We start from the raw sequence: 16,989 nt of genomic DNA on the forward strand, positions 1-16,989 counted from the left end.
CTCACCTTTAAAACCGCTTCTGACGTAAGTTCACCCAATCGATATCCTCGTAGGTTTGCTTGCATTGGTTGATTGCTTCGAACACGTTCCGTTTTAAATTCAGCAAGATATAAAAACCGGCAATCTCTGAATAAGCGTAGTCAGATAAATCCAACTCACGAAAGAAATCTTCCAGTTTATTTTCAAAGGATTGGTAATCTTGGCTGTATTGTTCGAACACTGAATCGAGTTCAGTTGTTGGTTGATGGCTCGCTAATGCACCTGCCATCAGAGGTAATATGGAATCGGTATGTTTGCTGCGTAACTGTTTGATAAGTGGGTTACTTAGCAGTTTCTGTTCAGCAGCAATCAGAATGTTGACGTGGTTACTCAACGCATCACATGACTTGCTGAATGCACCTATCGCCTCTGGTGTCGTTTTATCAAACAGTTTGTGGTTGACCTTCGAGCCCCAAACTTTGAGTTTTTTCGATGACACATTCAGTGTTACCAAGTGCAGTGAGCGCTTGATGGATTTGAAGCTTGAGTTTGATGGTTGGTGGTAGCTACTAAACAAATCACCTACGTGCCGGAAATACCGCTCTTTTAAGGTCAAGAATAGATGCTCGGGACGTGAGTTGAATGGGAAGTAGTGAGCAAAAATGATCATAAATACCACCATGTAGAACAAGGTCATAATTGTCATCAGAATCCCGAAGTGATAGGTCATGTTGTTATCGAGTCCAAGCACGAACAACCCTATCATGTAGAAAATTGTCACCGGGCCCTTAAATAGGTAAAAGCCGACAAAGGTATAGATGAAGATAAATAAACCCAGTTCAGAACCTAATTCCAATCCCGGTAAGATGAAGACGTACGAAGGCACCGCAAACAAGAAACCGAAGGTAAACAAAATCAGCAGCATAAATGGGTGAACCGGAACAAACGACAGCAGCGACATAAACAGGGTTGAGAAGGTCACAAACGAGTAACCTCCTGGAGGATTAAAGTAAATCCAAATCAGGCCCGCGACCCAGTAAGTGGTAAAAGTTTTGACTGCGGTTTTAAAGTTTTCTGCATCCCACCACAGAAACTTGCTCTTCTGCTTTGGTAGCTCTTGTTTGAATGAAACGTTGTTGGTTACCGAGTCAATACAGCTGATGCTTTCTGATAGGCGCGATAAGCTCTGATGCATCAGTTTTAGCAAGTGACCAAGTGTAAGAGCGGAACCCTTTACAAGATGGGAAGCATTTGCGAGAGCTTCTTGGTTGTAATCGATTTTGAACTCTTGCGCGCGGTAAGCCGGCCCTTCGTTATCCCACATTTCTTGGCTGGTCTTGAACAATTGCTGGATTTCTTCAACTGCTTGGTTGAAGTTATTGATGCAGCTTCGGTCTTGCTGGTGGCTAAAGTGACTGTGTGCTGCGACGCTGAGTTCTTGGGTAATTTGCTTATTGAAGTGAACCGCGAGTTGCCATTCTTTCATGTAAGCAGATACATCACTGCATTCGACGCTCACCATTGCAAAGCGCTGCTCTAGAGCATTCTGAGCCGCAAAAACTTTATCTAATAATTCGTCAATACTGGGGTTGGGCTCTTCATCCCCTTCTTTTGGCCCAGAGTCGGGGTGGTGCCGTGTTGTGGAGTCGTCTTTTCTTCGAAATTCTGCAAGATGGCGGCGAATAAGGCTTGCTGAGCTTGGTTAAGCTGCTCGATCATCTGGCGCAAATTTTGTTCTGTTTTCGTCGGCCATAAGAAAGTACCAACTAAGGTGTAAAGTACGACCCCAAAAACAGTCATGTGGGCACGGTCCACACCATACATGAACGCACCTTCTGCATCACCGCCATTAGACATCATTAAGACCATCACGCCGGTCAGGGCCAATAAAGTTGGGTCTTTTTGATAGGCATTGCGGAAGTAGAAGATAAAGGAAACCACCACCGAGACACTGAGCATGTACATCAAGCGATCTTGCGCGAACATGCCCACCAACAACAAACCAATGACGGCACCGACTAACGTGCCGAGTACACGTAATGTCCCTTTTGCTAATGATTCACGACGGCTGCCTGTAGACGCAATCAGCATGACGGTAGTTGCTGCGGTTGAGGCTTGCGGCCACCCCATCGCAAACGGGATCAGATAAGCCAGAGTTAGGCTAAGCGCGACTTTTGTGGCGAATTTGATTTTATCGTTCATAGTGTCAAAGTTTGCTCAGGCTTATGGTTGTAAGTTAATGAATTTATTAAATCAATAATCAGAATTTCGTTCTGAAAAAAATGCGGAGGCGGAATATAGCGATTGAAAAGCGTCGGTTTGTAAATCCTTTGTCAAAACCAAATCGGGTCAAAATGTTCAAATTGCCGTTCATCCCCCACAGACTATGGCGTGAGGGGGGAATGACTAAGAAAACGTTTAACTAAATAATCTCATTACTGATACAGATTTGCAGGAATTACCAAACCAAGTTTTCTATCAGTACACATTGCCTGTGCGTTAAGCAGCGTTCACGTCCATAAAATTGTGAGACTGACTGCCTATACAAAAGCATAGATGATGATAGCCAAGTAGACAGGAAAGTTTTTATTTTTTATTGGCTTGGCGAGTTCTTTGACGCGTTTTGGGAGCGAGATAAAAATACTAGCGTGATACCACTAAGAATAATCGCACTGGTCATCAATGAATGAAGCGTCAGCATTTCATCCAACAACAAAGATCCTAGAGCTAGTGCAATCACTGGTACCGATAGTTGGCTCACTGCTGCCTGTAGCAAAGACAGTTTTTGCATGACTTGATACCAGAAGACGTAACCAAGGCCAGAGGCAACCGCACCAGAACTTATTGCCAGCAGTATGCCTTTGATGGTGAAGCCTGTGAAATCAAGAAGAAAAGGGGAAAGCAGCAGACCCATAATAGACGCGACAACAAAACCCCAAGTAATGCCGCTGCTTGGGCTAGGAGCTTGCTTGCCAAGCGCAGTAAACCCTGCCCAACAAGAACCAGAGACAACCATCAATACCGCTGACCAAGCATCTGGACGCGTTGCAGATGGTAACATTAGCCAAGCAAACCCAATCAAAGATACGGTGATGCCAGCCAACTCCAATGGTTTAAAGCTCTGTCCCTGCCACCAATAGAGTGCGAGCAGAGTGAGTTGAACCGCCCCGAAAAGTAACAAGGCCCCCGTTCCTGCTGTTAGGTTTATATAAGCGAAAGAGAACAGTGCTGCGTAACCAAATAGTGCCAATCCGGCTAGTACACTGAACGTAGTTGTTGGTAATTGGCTACGCCAGTTTCCGCGAAGTAGAAGAATGAACACAAGTGTGACCGCACCTGAGAGTAAGCGGATAAGGGTAAAACTGCCAGCATCAATCAATCCCTCTGCCAATGCCAATCGGCACAACAGTGAATTGGCAGCAAAGGCCAGCATAGCAATCGCAGTCAGTAGAAACGTCGACATCCCTTATCCTTAATTTACAGCGAGAGCAGGCAGTGTAACTTTAAATATCCCCCACTAATTAGTTGATAAAGTGATTAGTTATAGCTGAAAACAAAGCTCAAGATGAGATGGTAAAGTACAGAATTAGGTTAAATTGAGTAGAAAAGATAGTTGTTATGGTATAACAACTCATCTTAATCCGTGAACTAGATGAATGAGGAATTCAGTTTGAATCTATTTGTTAAGGATCTCACCGTTATTGATGCTTCTTACTTGTGTGAAACACGAGGAATGGTCGGAGAGAGTTGGATTCTAGATGTCGTAATGCATGGTGATCTCAATGAGATGAACATGGTGCTGGATTTCTCCAAAGTCAAAAAGCAAATCAAACAGTTGGTTGATGAACATGTCGATCACCGGTTACTTGTGCCGTCCAAGAATTCAGCTGTGCATTCTGCGCGTGCCAAAGTGGGCTACTCGATGGTCGACCTCACTCGTGGCGAAAAGGGCATTCATTTGAACTGTCCTGATGAAGCATTCTGCTTTATTGATGCTGAAGAAATCTCTATTGAGAGCGTGACCGAGCACATTCATAAAGTACTCAAAGGCAATCTACCAAGTAACGTGGCTTCTATAGACATCACTTTGCGTCACGAGAAGATTGATGGCGCATATTATCACTATACGCACGGCTTGAAGAAGCACGATGGTAACTGCCAACGTATTGCACATGGGCATCGCTCTCCTCTCAAAATCTTGATTGATGGCCAACGCGATACAACTCGCGAGTTGGCTTTTGCCCAGCGCTGGCAAGACATCTACCTTGCAGCGATTGAAGATCTTGTTGAAATCGCAAATCTCGAACTGAGCGAGCATGCAAGCCTTATCAATTGCGACACTCATTTTGGTTTTCGCTACACCACATCACAAGGTGAGTTCCAGCTTGCTATCGCACACAGTGAGACTGAAGTGTTGAACACTGATACGACGGTTGAGCTCCTTGCGGTATTTATTGTCAAAGAAATAGCCACCTCTTTGGGTGAGGGGCAGTCGCTACAAGTTATCGCCTACGAAGGCGTGGGGAAAGGGGCGATGGCTTTTCGCTAAACGCATCCGACTTAAAGGCTCTTTCGCTCGATATTAGTATTCAAGTTTGAACTGCTTATAGTGCTCTTCGAATCGGTTGCTTATCCAATCCATAAGCATTTTGACTCTTGGCAGTTGATATTTGACTGGCGGGCAGACGAGCGAAAGTAAGGTTTTTTCTGACCACTCAGGGAGTACTTCGATAAGTCTCCCTGATGTTAAATCAGCATGGCAGTACACATCGGTTAGCCTCGTTACCCCTAGCCCAGAAATCGCGGCGTGGCGCATTGTTCTACCCGTTGCCGATTTAATACCTTGCCCTACATTGATGACGCGCTGCTCTTTGTGATTCTTCATGATCCAATGCTCCACACTGCCATGAATCAAAGGTAAGGCTTTAAGATCTTCTGGGACGAGGATATTTGGGTGTCGTTCGAGAAAATCCGGGCTTGCGACATAGTGTGTGCGAAGTGTGGTGAGTCGGCGCGCGATGAGAGTGGAGTCTGGCATCTCGCCAACTCGTAGAACTAGGTCGTAGTTATCTTCTATCAGATCGACACGATGTTTTGAGAAATCGAGTTCTACTTCTACGTTCGGGTAGGCGGCTTGAAAACTCATTACCAATGGTGCAATTAACTCTTCGCCAATCGGACCTCCGACAGAATTCATGTGAATCCGACCTTTAATTTCGCTGGTGGCTTGCTGTGCCCATTCTGCGGCGGTATCCAGTTGTAGCATCGCTTCTTTGCATTTACGAAAGTAACCATCGCCAATCTCAGTAAGGCGGAGCTGACGTGTGGTTCTATAGAGTAACTGAACACCTAGCGAGGACTCTAATTCACTCACGAGCTGACTTACGTTTGCCTTTGATGCGCCCATCGTTTCGGCTGCGGAGGTGAAGCTTCCACATTCCGCTACATAAATAAACGCTCGAATACCGCGCCAAGATAGATTGTTCATATAAACCTAACAGTGTTTTCATAATGCCTATATATATCCGAATAATAGCGCTCCTTATACTTGTTTAAAAGAGAGGAGCAGAGTGCAAATGTTTGTGAATGCTCGTCTTTATCGTCTAAAAACCGTTAAACATAGAGAGTGAATCGAGTGACAGTAACAAGATATGAAGCTTCATTTTTCAGCAATGGCAACCGACTTGCAGCGGAAATTCATCGTCCATCCGTAGTGGAAAACCCTTTACCAGCGGTTTTGATTGCTGCGCCACAGGCGGGTGTGAAAGAGCAGACGGTAAGAATCTACGCCGAGAAAATTGCTGCCAAGGGATTTGTGGTATTAACGTTTGACCATGCCAGTTTTGGCGCGAGTGAAGGCGCGCCAAGATTTCATGAAAACCCATATAATAAAGCGGAAGATTGCCGCAACGGGGTGACATATTTACGTTCTTTAGCGTATGTGAACAGTGAGCAAATCCATGGGTTAGGTGTTTGTTCTGGTGGTGGGTATTTAGCTCACGCCGTTGCGACAGATCGACGCGTAAAATCACTTGCGACCGTGAGTGCTTACTTTGACCACCGAGGTTTTTATCACAACGTCATTGGTCGAGAGAGTTTGTTAGATTTACTGCTTAAAGGTAATGAAGCGAGAGAACGTTATCTTGCTACTGGGCAGATTGATTTTCTGCCTCATGCACCAGCTGAAGACAGTGAGGAAATGCCACGTCTGTTTCGAGAGTTCTACCAGTACTACATGACAGAGCGCGGAGCAAAAGGCTTATACGAAAGCAAGTTTTTGCCTTGGTCTTATGAGTCTTTGGCTAACTTTTCAGCTTTGGATATTGCTGCAAACCTGACACCGACACCACTGTTGATGATTGTCGGTACAGAAGCGGATTCCGCATACGAAAGTGAGCAAATGTTTGATGCGGCTTTGCAGCCTAAACAACTGATTAGAATTGAAGGTGCGAATCACATTGGGCTCTATGATGAAGACGAATACGTCGATCAAGCCGTAGATAAGATCATTCATTTTTTCGAACAGCATTAACCTAGTAAGTTGTTTTTATTGAACAACCACTAGCAAATGAGCTCCTGTGTATTATCGAAAATATGGGAAACACTTTGGTGTATGACAACTTGCGTTTACACCAAAGCATGAACCGAGAAAAGGGACGAGAGTATCGTCCCTTTTTTTGTACCTGTTGGAACGAAATAGTCATTGGGAGAAAACCAAGTCTAGATTTTTAATCGCGTTTGATTCCTCTCAGTCATTTAAAAAATAAAATATACATACTTGCACGATTGTGCATGTGTGTATATGATTCACCCTCTTTTTACTTGCTAGAGATTCCAATTGTGGATGCTAAATTAGTTATTGCGTTAAATGAGTTCTTTTATGTGGCCAAAGGTCTGGTCGTTATCATCGCTATTGTGTCGGTACTGACTGGCATCATGCGAGAGTATATCCCTCAAGATAAACTCCAAGCGACGCTGACCAAACACGATAAATGGGGAACCTTGTTAGGCGCATTGTTCGGGATGCTGACCCCATTTTGTAGCGCAGCCGTGGTTCCGGTGACCATGGCAATGGCGTCAATGGGCGCATCATTAGGTACTGTGATGAGCTTCATCATCTCGGCGCCACTGTGTAACTTCATCGTATTGGCGATGGTGTATGCGGCGTTTGGATTGAAGATCACTCTGGTGTACTTCTTGGTGACCTTCACCGCTGCGGTTCTAGGTGGCTACTTGATTTCTAAATCACCTTGGAGAAACGAGATCAAACGCGGAGCTGAGCTTGAAGACACCAAAAACAAAGGCTGTTCAGGTTCAAACAAAAACACAGGCAACACTTGTGGCGTAGCCCCTTCTTCTGCATCAAGAATGCGTAATGCAATGGGTGGTGCTTGGGCTTTATTTAAGCGAATCATCCCGTATGTACTATTGGGTGCGGCGATCAGTGGATTCTCGGCAGCTTACTTACCAGCAGACTTGGTAGAGAAATACGTGGGCGGAGATAGCTTCCAATCTATCGTGGTCGCTTCCTTGATTGGTATCCCGCTTTACCTACGTATCGAGATGGCGATACCGCTACTTAACGTGTTAATTGCTAAAGGAATGGGCTTAGGCGCAGCATTAGCACTAATTATTGGTGGTACAGGTGCCAGTTTGCCTGAAATCGCGCTAGTATCTGCAGTTCTAAAAAGAAAAGCCGTAATCGCGTTTGTAGGAATCGTCTTAACGACAGCCATCATTGGTGGCGCTATCTTCCAATACGTTGTGTAAAATCGGTTACTCAGAACAATACAAAACTTCGCGCCGTTCATAGAGAGTGGCGCTATTCAGTTGGAAGGGTAAAACCATGATGGATGAAAAATACATTGATTCGCTAAAAGCCTTATCAGAACCGAATCGACTGCGATTGTTCTGGTTGTTCCTGCATGTAGATGAATGCATGGCAGTGGCTGAGGCAATCGACATCATTGGTGAAACTCAATACAACGTGTCTCGTAATCTTAAAATGCTCTACAAAGCTGGCCTGCTCAACCATGAGAAGAAAGGCAAGTGGGTGTTCTACACCTTAAAAGAGCAAACCGCTCCGCACTGTAAAGCCTTGGTCGACTCAGTAAGACACTTGCCTGAAGACGATTTCAAAGAAGTGGCCAAACGTTGCCTGATTCGTTTATCAATGCGAGTTGATGGCGAATGTGTTATCGGTCCAGACAGCGAGATATGGCACAGCAAGATTAGCTAGTTCTCAATAAAATGAAGCGCGATAAAAAGAGACGTGATAACGAGATACGCAATAAAGGGATGCCTAATACCGGTATTCCCGATGAAAATGGTGGTGTGAACTATGAATACCTACACTCAGAAAGAGCTCGATTCTATTCTTGAACAGCACAAACTCTGGCTAGAAAACCAAGGCGGTCAGCGTGCACAATTACGTAATGCCGACTTAAGTCACTTAGAACTTCAAAACCTTGACCTGCGTTGTGCTAACCTAATCCGCACTAACTTCAGTGGCGCAGATTTATCGGGCACGAACATGAATGAGGCTGACATCACTTACGCCAATTTCAGCCATGCAAAGCTGAACAACACCACGTTCCGCGATGCAGATTTACGAAATGCAGACATGAGTTACGCGCAAATGCTAGACGTTGATTTGTATCGTGCCGATCTATTTCGCACAAACTTTGCGAACACAAACGTAAGTGATGATGCCTTTCATCAAGCCGCTTCAAAAGGCACGCTTATCACGTTAACTAAGCCGAATGGTGCTCTCTGTGTTTAAAAAATGTACTTTTCACGTAATCGATGAACATTAAGTTGGTTAAGTGTTTGAATGGTAGCTACTTATTTTCTGAACGATATAGCACCTTAATGGTATTCCGTAACCACAACAGTTTTGGGTTGTAAGCATTACGTTTGTGCCAAATCATGGTGAACGGGATCAGCAGTTTATCTTGTTGAGTTTGTTCTAATGGAATGGGTAAGCACACCAAATCTGGATGCAGCTTTTTGGTGTAACTGCCGCAGTACTGCGGTGCTGTGGTCAGCATATTGTGGTGTGGTTGCGCGGCCATAAACAGAGACTGTTCAAAGCTCGACATGGTTAAGCCAATAGAGCGTTGTAAGCCAAGTTCACTCAACACTTCGTCCAGTGCCCACGTCTCACTCTTTTCCCAAACAATGTTGATGTGTTGGTAACTCAAAAAGGTCTCAAGGTTCCATTCCTGCTCTAATGCGGGGTGATCTTTGTGTAGGTACACCATAGGTAAATCTGAGAACAGCACTTCGAAATCAAGAAAGTAAGGAAGTAGGTCGAGTGACTCTTTTGAGCGGGGATGACTCTCTCTGCCGGTAAAGCCGATGTCTGCTTCTCCACGCACAATCGCGTCGAGTGAATCGTAATCCCAGTTACTGGTTTTGACTTTCGCATCTGGGTACCGCTGGTGGATTGCAACAAGAAGATCATCAAGAATCGTCAGCACTAAAGGTGACTCAATGGTCAGGTCAAAGCGCACGCCTTTGGGTGCTATATCGCTGCGCTTCTCCGCAATTTGACTGCCAATTTGTAGCCATTCCGCAAGATCCTGCTCCATGCTTTGCGCTAATGGAGTCGGTGCTAATCCTTTCGGTGTTTTCACAAACAGAGGATCATCAAACCAGTCACGAAGCTTATTGAGCGATTTACTCACTGTTGACGGCGTGACGTTCAATTTCTTCGATGCTTTGGAAACACTCTGCTCTTGCAGTAGCAATTGCAGAGTGAACAGCAGGTTGAGATCAAGACGGGCTAGTGATTTCTTCATAGTGACTTTCATGAGCAGGCTTAGGAATAAATAGTATTAGAGCCAAGCTGATTGCGCCACCTATAGCTAACACAAACACCAACATATTCAGCGCATTAACGCCGATTAAACCCATAAACCAGATGTAGAGGGCAGAGCAACACACTTGAGCAATGCCTAGTAGGGAGCTTGCTACACCAGCACGCAGAGAGAAAGGGCTGAGCGCTTGACTCATGGCCACGCCAAAGCCAATCGAGAAGCCTGCGCAAATCAGCCCAAATCCGAATAAGTAAAATGGGATTCCCCATTGGTTTAGATGCGCAAAACCAATCACCATCGCAGCACTGACAAGAAAGGTTTGCGAAGTCAGCATCAGAGTACGTTGCTTAAAGTAAGACAATGCCAATGGCGCAGAGAAAGAAGTGATCATACTGACTAATGCTGTGCCTGCCATGACAGAAGAATAGCCACCACGATCAAAACCAAGTTCGCCCATCACCAGCATTGGAGAGATATTCACGTAGGTAAGAATGGTGGTCACGCCGATGGCCGTAATGATGAGTCGGCTGATAAAAAAGCGCTCCGCGAACATTTCTTGGGTAGAAGCTGAAGCGGTGTTTTGCTGTGGTATTATGCTAGGCTTTGATTCTTTCAGCACCAAGATCGAAAGCAAACAAACTACCACACCCATGCCTGCCATTGTGGTGAACAGGCTTGGCCAAGGGAATTTGAGCATAATGAGATGGCCAACAACGGGGGCGATGACAGGAATGATGCAGGTAATGCCGTTAAGCATCGACAGCACCTTAGCGCGGCGTTTGTCATCCAATGTGTCGCGCAGAATAGCAAAAGCAACCACATAGCAAGAGCCAGCCCCAATACCTTGGGCAAATCGAGCAATTAAAAACGTCGTGGATTGCTCAGCCATGCTACCAAGTAGTGATGCCGCAATGAAGATCGCAGCGCCAGCCATAGCCACCGGTTTTCGACCAATGGAGTCGGCGATCTTCCCTGCAAACAACATAGTCGTTGCCATACCAGCAAGGTAGATAGAGAACGCAATGTGTAACTGTGATTCACTGGCGTTTAAATCCTCGGCAATTTGTGGCAAACCTACAAGGTAAAGATCAATCGCGGTAGGATAGAGTAATACAAGGGAAAAACTACAAAGCAGAAAACGAAACATGACAACCTCACTAACAGTTGATGAGGATAATAGTGTGCTAAACGTTTGCCTGCGAGTGGGAAATACGACCGTAGATATTTCCATTTACGACATACCCTGTATGAAATGGGTGTAAAAACAGCAAGGATGATTATGATTACCATTGAAAAGTACACGCCATGCCGTCATGAGCAAACCCTTGAGCTGCAAGTCTTAGAAGATCAAGCTCAGTTTACGGTTGAGAATATTGGTAAGCGATTGGAAAGTCTTAAACCGACAGAGCTGCCTCATTTGATCCTTGAAGATGATCGTGTGGTCGGGTTCTTTTTATTTGATGCTGCGTACAGTGCAGATTATGACTTCTGCCCTCAAAGAAGTTTAGGTGTTCGCTCATTACTGGTGGATCATCGTCATCAAGGCAAAGGCATTGCCAAGCGAGCCATCAGCCAGTTTGCTGATTTTGCCAAACTACATTACCCAGCGTTTGATTTTCTCTGTTTGACCGTTAATTGCCGAAATATACCAGCGTATCAGTGTTATCTAAAAGCGGGGTTTGAAGACATGAATAAATTGTATCACGGTGGCCCAGTTGGACCTCAGTACATCATGCGACAAGCGCTCTAGTAAGAGTAAAATAAAAGATTGTATCAGCTCAGACTTTGCAATAAATTCAATGGAATTGAATGATTAAGAAGAACGACTCAAGGAAGAGATGTGAAGATTGAAATCGACAATTTAGAAAGAACAGCAGTCATCGCATTGTTAGAAGAACATCTGCAAGACATGTACGCCACGTCGCCACCAGAGAGCGTGCACACGTTAGATTTGGATAAGCTCAAAGCGCCAGAAGTGACATTTTGGACCGGATGGAAGGGTGAACAACTGCTTGGGTGTGCTGCGATTAAAGAGTTGGATGACCAACACGCGGAGCTGAAATCCATGCGCACCACGCCAGCGGCAAGAAACCAAGGAGTGGCATCTCAATTATTGATTCATGTGATTGAGCAAGCGAAGCAAAAAGGCTTGCAGCGCTTGAGTTTAGAAACGGGCTCGATGGAGTTTTTTAAACCTGCGCGCCTGTTGTATGAAAAGCATGGCTTTGCGTACTGCGAGCCGTTCGGTGATTACGAACTCGATCCGAACAGCCAATTCATGACCCTAGAACTGAGCTAGGGTCACTAATATTTAGTTAGCTGAATCCAAACGATTTAGAAATTTAGATTCAAGTTGATGGTTGGCGACAAGAGGTCTGAACGCTCGTCAGCCAATCGCTTTCTCTTCTCTTTCAGACGCTTGGCATTGTCTTTGTCTGGATTGCCATCAAGTTGATTATCGATGACCGAGATTTCAGTATCGATCTCTTGGATGCGTTGTTGGCGTTGATATTCTTGATGACCTAACTGGTAGTTCTCGATGAACTCTTTGCTGCTGCACACACCGTAATATTCTTTGCCTTCGATACCGACAGTGTAACCATTGTCTGGTGAGCAATATTGGATCGTACCTTTATCAAAACCTTCTTTCCATTTCGCTCGGTCTGGTGTCACCCCCGCTTCACCACAGTCTTCGGTATAGCTATTAATAACGTTTGGATCGTTGCCGTCTCGGCCATCTTGATAACCTACCTTGTACCAGTTCGCCGTCTTGCACTCATCCGGAGACATGCTGGCGCAACCAGAGAGCAAAGTGAGTAAAGCTAGGGGGATTAGCGCTCTTTTCATCAGTTACTGTCCTTTAAACAAAATCGAATTGATAACTCGAGTGTAAAATGAACACTGTTCATATCAATGGTTGAAATCATTGTATTCACAATTGTAGTGACTCATCAGCGTGAGTGATAAGTTCACCACGCTGAATGAGAGGGTGTTTGATTAATATTATTCACGGATTTTGCCTTTGTGGTATCAATTCGATAGCCTTTGCTCCAAAGTAAGTGAACAAGATGTGCATCTAAACAAGTATCGTCAGTGAGGTTAGAACATTGAGCGACCAATCAACCGTCGTCATTATTGAGGATGAATCTGCCATCGCAGAGAATCTGATTCATGTATTAGAGATGGATGGCTACCACGCAGAGTGGTTTGCAACGGCAGGAGAGGGCTTGGCCTTTTTAGAACGCAACTCCGCAGCGTTACTTGTGTTAGACGTAGGCTTGCCGGATGGCAATGGTTTTGAATTGTGCAAAACCATCCGTGAGTTTTCTGATATTCCCATTATCTTTCTCACCGCAAGAAGCGATGAAATTGACCGAGTGGTAGGCTTGGAGATTGGCGCGGATGATTACGTGACGAAGCCATTTAGCCCGCGCGAAATGTTGGCGCGCATTAAGCTTAGAATCAAAGCCAAAACGCCAATGAAGGAGCACAAACCGGAGCCTGTGGCTGTTCCAGAACAACCTCAATTGAGCCATGATTTGGTTGCGCAAAACTTCGACTATGGTGTGGGTGGGCAAATGCTTGGGCTGACCGCAGTCGAATTTAAGATCCTCGATAAACTGATTTCCGTCTCTTCCAATGTATTGAGCCGAGAGCAGCTCATGGTCGCTGCTGACATGGCGCCGGAAGCTGCGTACGAGCGCAATATCGATACCCACATCAAAGCTATTCGCCATAAGTTGAAGCCGTTTGAGATGTCTGAACGCATCTGTACCAAGCGTGGCTTTGGTTACTTTTACTGCATTAAAGGTGAATGATGAATCGCTGGCCGAAGATCCCGCTTGGACTCAGACTGTTTTTTCTCTACTTCATCTTAGTCGGAATGACGGCTTACATGGTGAGCAAAACGGTCGTCCAAGAACTTAAGCCAACCGTGCGCCAAACCACCGAAGAGACGCTGGTGGATATGGCGAACTTGCTTGCGGTATTGGCGGAAGAAGACGTTGCAAACGGAAAGTTGCCTGAGAGTCGCTTCTCCAAACTACTAGCGGCTTATGGGCAGCGAGAACCTCAAGCGCGCATTTGGGAAATTGGCAAAAAAGCGATTAACCATCGAATTTACATTACCGACAAACAAGGCATCGTGATTGCGGACTCTTGGCAGCAAGACGTTGGCAAAGACTACTCGCAATGGAATGATGTGTATCTCACTTTGCGTGGTCAATACGGGGCGCGCAGTACCATCGAAGACCCGAAAGATCCGCTCTCAACCGTTATGCACGTTGCTGCGCCCATTTACCACAAAGGCGAAATCATTGGCAGCGTGACGGTGGCAAAATCCAATCGCTCAGTACAACCCTTCATCGATCTTTCTAAACGCAATGTGTTGTTTTGGATGGTGTGGATGAGTGGTTTAGTGCTATTGGCAGGGGCATTGTTTGCTTGGCGAATTCACTCGGCACTGAACAAGCTAGAAGACTACGCGACCAAAATGGGTGAGGGTGAAAAGGTTTCTAAGCCGACATTTCGTATCTTTTATGAGTACGGCACGCTAAGCGACGCATTAGAGAAAATGCGCAACCAACTCGATGGTAAACAGTATGTGGAAGAGTACGTGCAGACGCTGACTCATGAGTTGAAAAGCCCGTTATCAGCAATTAAAGGCGCGAGTGAAATATTGCAAATGCCGTTGCCTGAAGAAAAGGTCACACGCTTTGCTGGCAACATTGAGCGAGAGAGCGACCGCATGCAGTCATTGATTGATAAGTTGCTAGAACTTGCTCGTCTTGAAAAGCGCCCTGAGCTAGAGCAAGTCGAAGCTATCTCGCTAAAACAAATGGTCAATGAAGTGGTTGAATCGGCGGATGCGCGCTTGAGTGCTAAGTCGGTCGATGCCAACATCCAAATTGATGACCATCTCACCGTGCTTGGTGATGCCTTCTTACTGAAACAAGCCGTTTTTAACCTGATGGACAATGCGCTGGATTTTGTTCATTCAGAGGGATGCATTGAATGGACAACTGAGGTCACGAAAGAGAAGGTGTGCTTGTCGATTTTCAATTCAGGCCCTCACATTCCCGACTACGCAATGCCTCGTTTGACTGAGCGCTTCTATTCCCTCGCTCGAGAAAATGGTGTTAAGAGTACTGGGCTTGGGCTTAATTTTGTTGAGCAAGTGATCAAGCTGCACAAAGGTAAGTTGCAAGTAGAGAACGTCGATTCTGGCGTGAAAGTGACCCTGATTTTACCAACTCCATAGAAACTCCACATTAGCTCCATTCGTTCTCCAAATTGCTGATTTAGATTACTCCCATCAGCAAATGGAGAATGAAACATGAAAAAGATCCTCAATAACCAACTCGGCACGAAGTTAGCCTTCGTGCTGTTTTTGTTTGTCTTACTGCAAATCCCGCTTTCAATGGTCACAGGGCTGATCTCAGAGCGCTCATATCGCCAAGATGAAGTCAGAAACGACATCGCACGCAGCAGCAGCGGCGAGCAGCGCATCATTGGCCCATTCATCATGGTTAACTACACCGAAACCAGTTACCGAGATGACAAAGCACAGATTAAAGAGCGTCGTAAATTCCTGTTACCCAGCACTTTCGATATGAGCGCGAATCTGGACAGTTTTGAGAAGTATCGTGGCATTTACCGCGCGCGTTTATACAAAGCACAAGTGGCACTGAAAGGCACTTTTGATGCAGACGATCTCGCGGCGTTGCAGGGGCTTGATATTGAAAACATGAGCCTAGTCGTTGGCATTGAAGACAGCCGTGGATTGATTCGTTTGGATGACATGACCATGGCGAGCTCTGATATTGAAGTCGAGCCGGGAACAGGGTTAGACCAGTTACCACAAGGCTTCCACAGTGCTCTGACACTTGCAGACCTAAACAAAGAACAACCTTTGGCTTTCGATCTTAACTTCTTGCTGCAAGGGATGGGTCAGCTTCAAGTCACACCAATCGGCAGTCAAACAACGGTTGAGCTCTCTTCAACATGGGCGCATCCAAGCTTTATTGGTGATTACTTACCAGTCTCGTCAGAGGTCTCTGAAGATGGATTTAACGCACAGTGGGCGAGCAATAACTTCTCTACCAATATCGCGCAGCTGTTCCAAAGCTGTTTGTCATCGAATCACGCTTGTCACGAGCTTGAACAGCGACAAATGGGCGTAGATTTGATTGATCCCGTGGACCACTATTTGAAGTCCCATCGAGCTGTGAACTATTCACTGTTGGTTATTACATTAGTATTTGCGAGTTTCTTCTTGCTGGAGCTGTTCCAAGCGCGTCCGGTTCACCCAGTACAATACGGTTTTATTGGTCTGGCTTTAGCACTTTTCTATCTATTGCTGATTTCGATGAGTGAACACCTCGGCTTTAACTGGGCGTATGTGGTGTCGGCAATTGCATCGACGGGGCTTTTAAGTGTGTACGTGAGCGGTATGTTGAGCAACACCAAACACGGCGCGATATTCGGAGCGTGTTTGCTCACTCTCTACGGATTGCTGTTTGGCTTGTTACAAGCAGAGAGCTACGCATTGGTCATGGGGACATTACTGTGCTTCGCGATTTTGAGCTTCACTATGGTCATTACTCGCAACATCGACTGGTACGCCCGAAATAAGAAAGCAGAAGAGACCGCAAAGGCGAATCATGAAGATATTTAAGCGAGCAACTCTCACTGGTCAGCCAAGCGAAATGATGGAAGAGACGTCCGCTATCCACCTGCGATTCTCTGCAAAAAATGGACTCAAAAGCTTGGTGTGTTTTATCGCATTGGTCGTTATTGCGCTCTATGTTCGAGACAGCTTTATTCGCCCGACATTTGGTGATGCTCTCGTTGTGGTTTGGCTCTACTACTTTCTTGCAAGCTTGTTCTCCATGCCCGTTCACTGGCTTGCTTCGCTGGTGGTGTTGATTGCGTTTGCTGTCGAGTTAGGGCAATTGGTTCAGGTCGCGGCTTGGCTTGGTATCGAACCTTCATCGCCTCTAACCGTGATTTTGGGAGCTACGTTTGATTGGAAAGATCTGCTGGCTTACTGCATCGGAGGTCTACTGTGTTGGTGGATGGAAAAGAAATGAAAACGAAGTTGAAAGTGGTTTCTACAAGAACCCAATGCAACCAGTCAAAGCGAGGTGTTCGTAAGAGACTCAGAATCAGTTTACTCAAACGGGTATAT

The 16,989-nt window shown here is 45.6% G+C and carries 16 protein-coding genes and 1 pseudogene; 11 read left to right on the top strand and 6 right to left on the bottom strand.

Features of this window, described 5'->3' with window-relative positions:
• Positions 1-7: 7 nt before the first annotated feature.
• Both C1S74_RS19105 and C1S74_RS19110 read right to left on the bottom strand, forming a co-directional pair.
• Positions 8-2,181: pseudogene (locus C1S74_RS19105) on the bottom strand (FUSC family protein).
• Positions 2,182-2,572: 391 nt separating this feature from the next.
• Positions 2,573-3,442 carry a DMT family transporter gene (locus C1S74_RS19110; protein ID WP_045396902.1) on the bottom strand — a complete coding sequence of 290 codons (870 nt, stop codon included), beginning with the start codon at positions 3,440-3,442 and terminating at the stop codon, positions 2,573-2,575.
• A gap of 207 nt (positions 3,443-3,649) precedes the next feature.
• Between C1S74_RS19110 and C1S74_RS19115 the strand changes: the two genes are divergently transcribed.
• Complete coding sequence (locus tag C1S74_RS19115; protein WP_045397620.1) at positions 3,650-4,528, top strand: 6-carboxytetrahydropterin synthase; 879 nt, start codon at positions 3,650-3,652, stop codon at positions 4,526-4,528.
• Positions 4,529-4,561: 33 nt separating this feature from the next.
• Here C1S74_RS19115 and C1S74_RS19120 read toward each other — a convergent pair whose 3' ends face one another.
• On the bottom strand, positions 4,562-5,467 hold the full coding sequence (locus C1S74_RS19120) for a LysR family transcriptional regulator (RefSeq protein WP_045396905.1): 906 nt from the start codon (positions 5,465-5,467) through the stop codon (positions 4,562-4,564).
• 147 nt (positions 5,468-5,614) lie between these two features.
• Between C1S74_RS19120 and C1S74_RS19125 the strand changes: the two genes are divergently transcribed.
• The 4 genes from C1S74_RS19125 (at position 5,615) to C1S74_RS19140 (ending at position 8,761) form a co-directional block, all read left to right on the top strand.
• The gene (locus tag C1S74_RS19125; protein ID WP_045396906.1) at positions 5,615-6,511 is read left to right on the top strand and encodes an alpha/beta hydrolase; all 897 of its coding nucleotides are present in this window, start codon (positions 5,615-5,617) and stop codon (positions 6,509-6,511) included.
• Between the two features lie 308 nt (positions 6,512-6,819).
• On the top strand, positions 6,820-7,749 hold the full coding sequence (locus tag C1S74_RS19130) for a permease (RefSeq protein ID WP_045397622.1): 930 nt from the start codon (positions 6,820-6,822) through the stop codon (positions 7,747-7,749).
• A gap of 76 nt (positions 7,750-7,825) precedes the next feature.
• On the top strand, positions 7,826-8,218 hold the full coding sequence (locus C1S74_RS19135; protein ID WP_045396909.1) for an ArsR/SmtB family transcription factor: 393 nt from the start codon (positions 7,826-7,828) through the stop codon (positions 8,216-8,218).
• Positions 8,219-8,320: 102 nt separating this feature from the next.
• Positions 8,321-8,761, top strand: coding sequence for a pentapeptide repeat-containing protein (locus C1S74_RS19140; protein WP_045396910.1), 441 nt, complete (start codon positions 8,321-8,323; stop codon positions 8,759-8,761).
• A gap of 58 nt (positions 8,762-8,819) precedes the next feature.
• Here C1S74_RS19140 and yidZ read toward each other — a convergent pair whose 3' ends face one another.
• On the bottom strand, positions 8,820-9,782 hold the full coding sequence (yidZ, locus tag C1S74_RS19145) for an HTH-type transcriptional regulator YidZ (RefSeq protein ID WP_045396913.1): 963 nt from the start codon (positions 9,780-9,782) through the stop codon (positions 8,820-8,822).
• Positions 9,757-10,947 (bottom strand): MFS transporter, encoded by a 1,191-nt coding sequence (locus C1S74_RS19150; RefSeq protein WP_045396916.1) that lies wholly within the window; start codon positions 10,945-10,947, stop codon positions 9,757-9,759. Before C1S74_RS19150 ends, yidZ begins: the two co-directional genes overlap by 26 nt.
• Positions 10,948-11,079: 132 nt before the next feature.
• Between C1S74_RS19150 and C1S74_RS19155 the strand changes: the two genes are divergently transcribed.
• Together C1S74_RS19155 and C1S74_RS19160 are read left to right on the top strand one after the other, a co-directional pair.
• Positions 11,080-11,550 carry a GNAT family N-acetyltransferase gene (locus C1S74_RS19155; protein ID WP_045396919.1) on the top strand — a complete coding sequence of 157 codons (471 nt, stop codon included), beginning with the start codon at positions 11,080-11,082 and terminating at the stop codon, positions 11,548-11,550.
• A gap of 90 nt (positions 11,551-11,640) precedes the next feature.
• On the top strand, positions 11,641-12,099 hold the full coding sequence (locus C1S74_RS19160) for a GNAT family N-acetyltransferase (protein ID WP_045396920.1): 459 nt from the start codon (positions 11,641-11,643) through the stop codon (positions 12,097-12,099).
• 35 nt (positions 12,100-12,134) lie between these two features.
• Here the strand turns inward: C1S74_RS19160 and C1S74_RS19165 are convergent, their stop codons facing one another.
• A complete protein-coding gene (locus C1S74_RS19165) occupies positions 12,135-12,647 on the bottom strand; it encodes a DUF2799 domain-containing protein (protein WP_009706451.1) in 513 nt (170 codons plus the stop codon).
• Positions 12,648-12,907: 260 nt separating this feature from the next.
• On the opposite strand from C1S74_RS19165, the gene C1S74_RS19170 reads away from it, so the two are divergent.
• From C1S74_RS19170 to C1S74_RS19185, 4 genes are all read left to right on the top strand, one after another.
• Positions 12,908-13,618: a response regulator gene (locus tag C1S74_RS19170; protein WP_045396924.1), complete on the top strand. Its 711-nt coding sequence runs from the start codon at positions 12,908-12,910 to the stop codon at positions 13,616-13,618.
• Positions 13,618-15,060, top strand: coding sequence for a two-component system sensor histidine kinase CreC (gene creC, locus C1S74_RS19175; protein WP_045396926.1), 1,443 nt, complete (start codon positions 13,618-13,620; stop codon positions 15,058-15,060). Before C1S74_RS19170 ends, creC begins: the two co-directional genes overlap by 1 nt.
• A gap of 75 nt (positions 15,061-15,135) precedes the next feature.
• Positions 15,136-16,476, top strand: a complete 1,341-nt coding sequence (gene creD, locus C1S74_RS19180; protein ID WP_045396929.1) for a cell envelope integrity protein CreD — start codon at positions 15,136-15,138, stop codon at positions 16,474-16,476.
• Positions 16,463-16,891: a ribosomal maturation YjgA family protein gene (locus tag C1S74_RS19185; RefSeq protein ID WP_045396932.1), complete on the top strand. Its 429-nt coding sequence runs from the start codon at positions 16,463-16,465 to the stop codon at positions 16,889-16,891. Before creD ends, C1S74_RS19185 begins: the two co-directional genes overlap by 14 nt.
• Positions 16,892-16,989: the final 98 nt, after the last annotated feature.

Source organism: Vibrio hyugaensis (genome assembly GCF_002906655.1).
GTDB classification, from domain to species: Bacteria; Pseudomonadota; Gammaproteobacteria; order Enterobacterales; family Vibrionaceae; genus Vibrio; species Vibrio hyugaensis.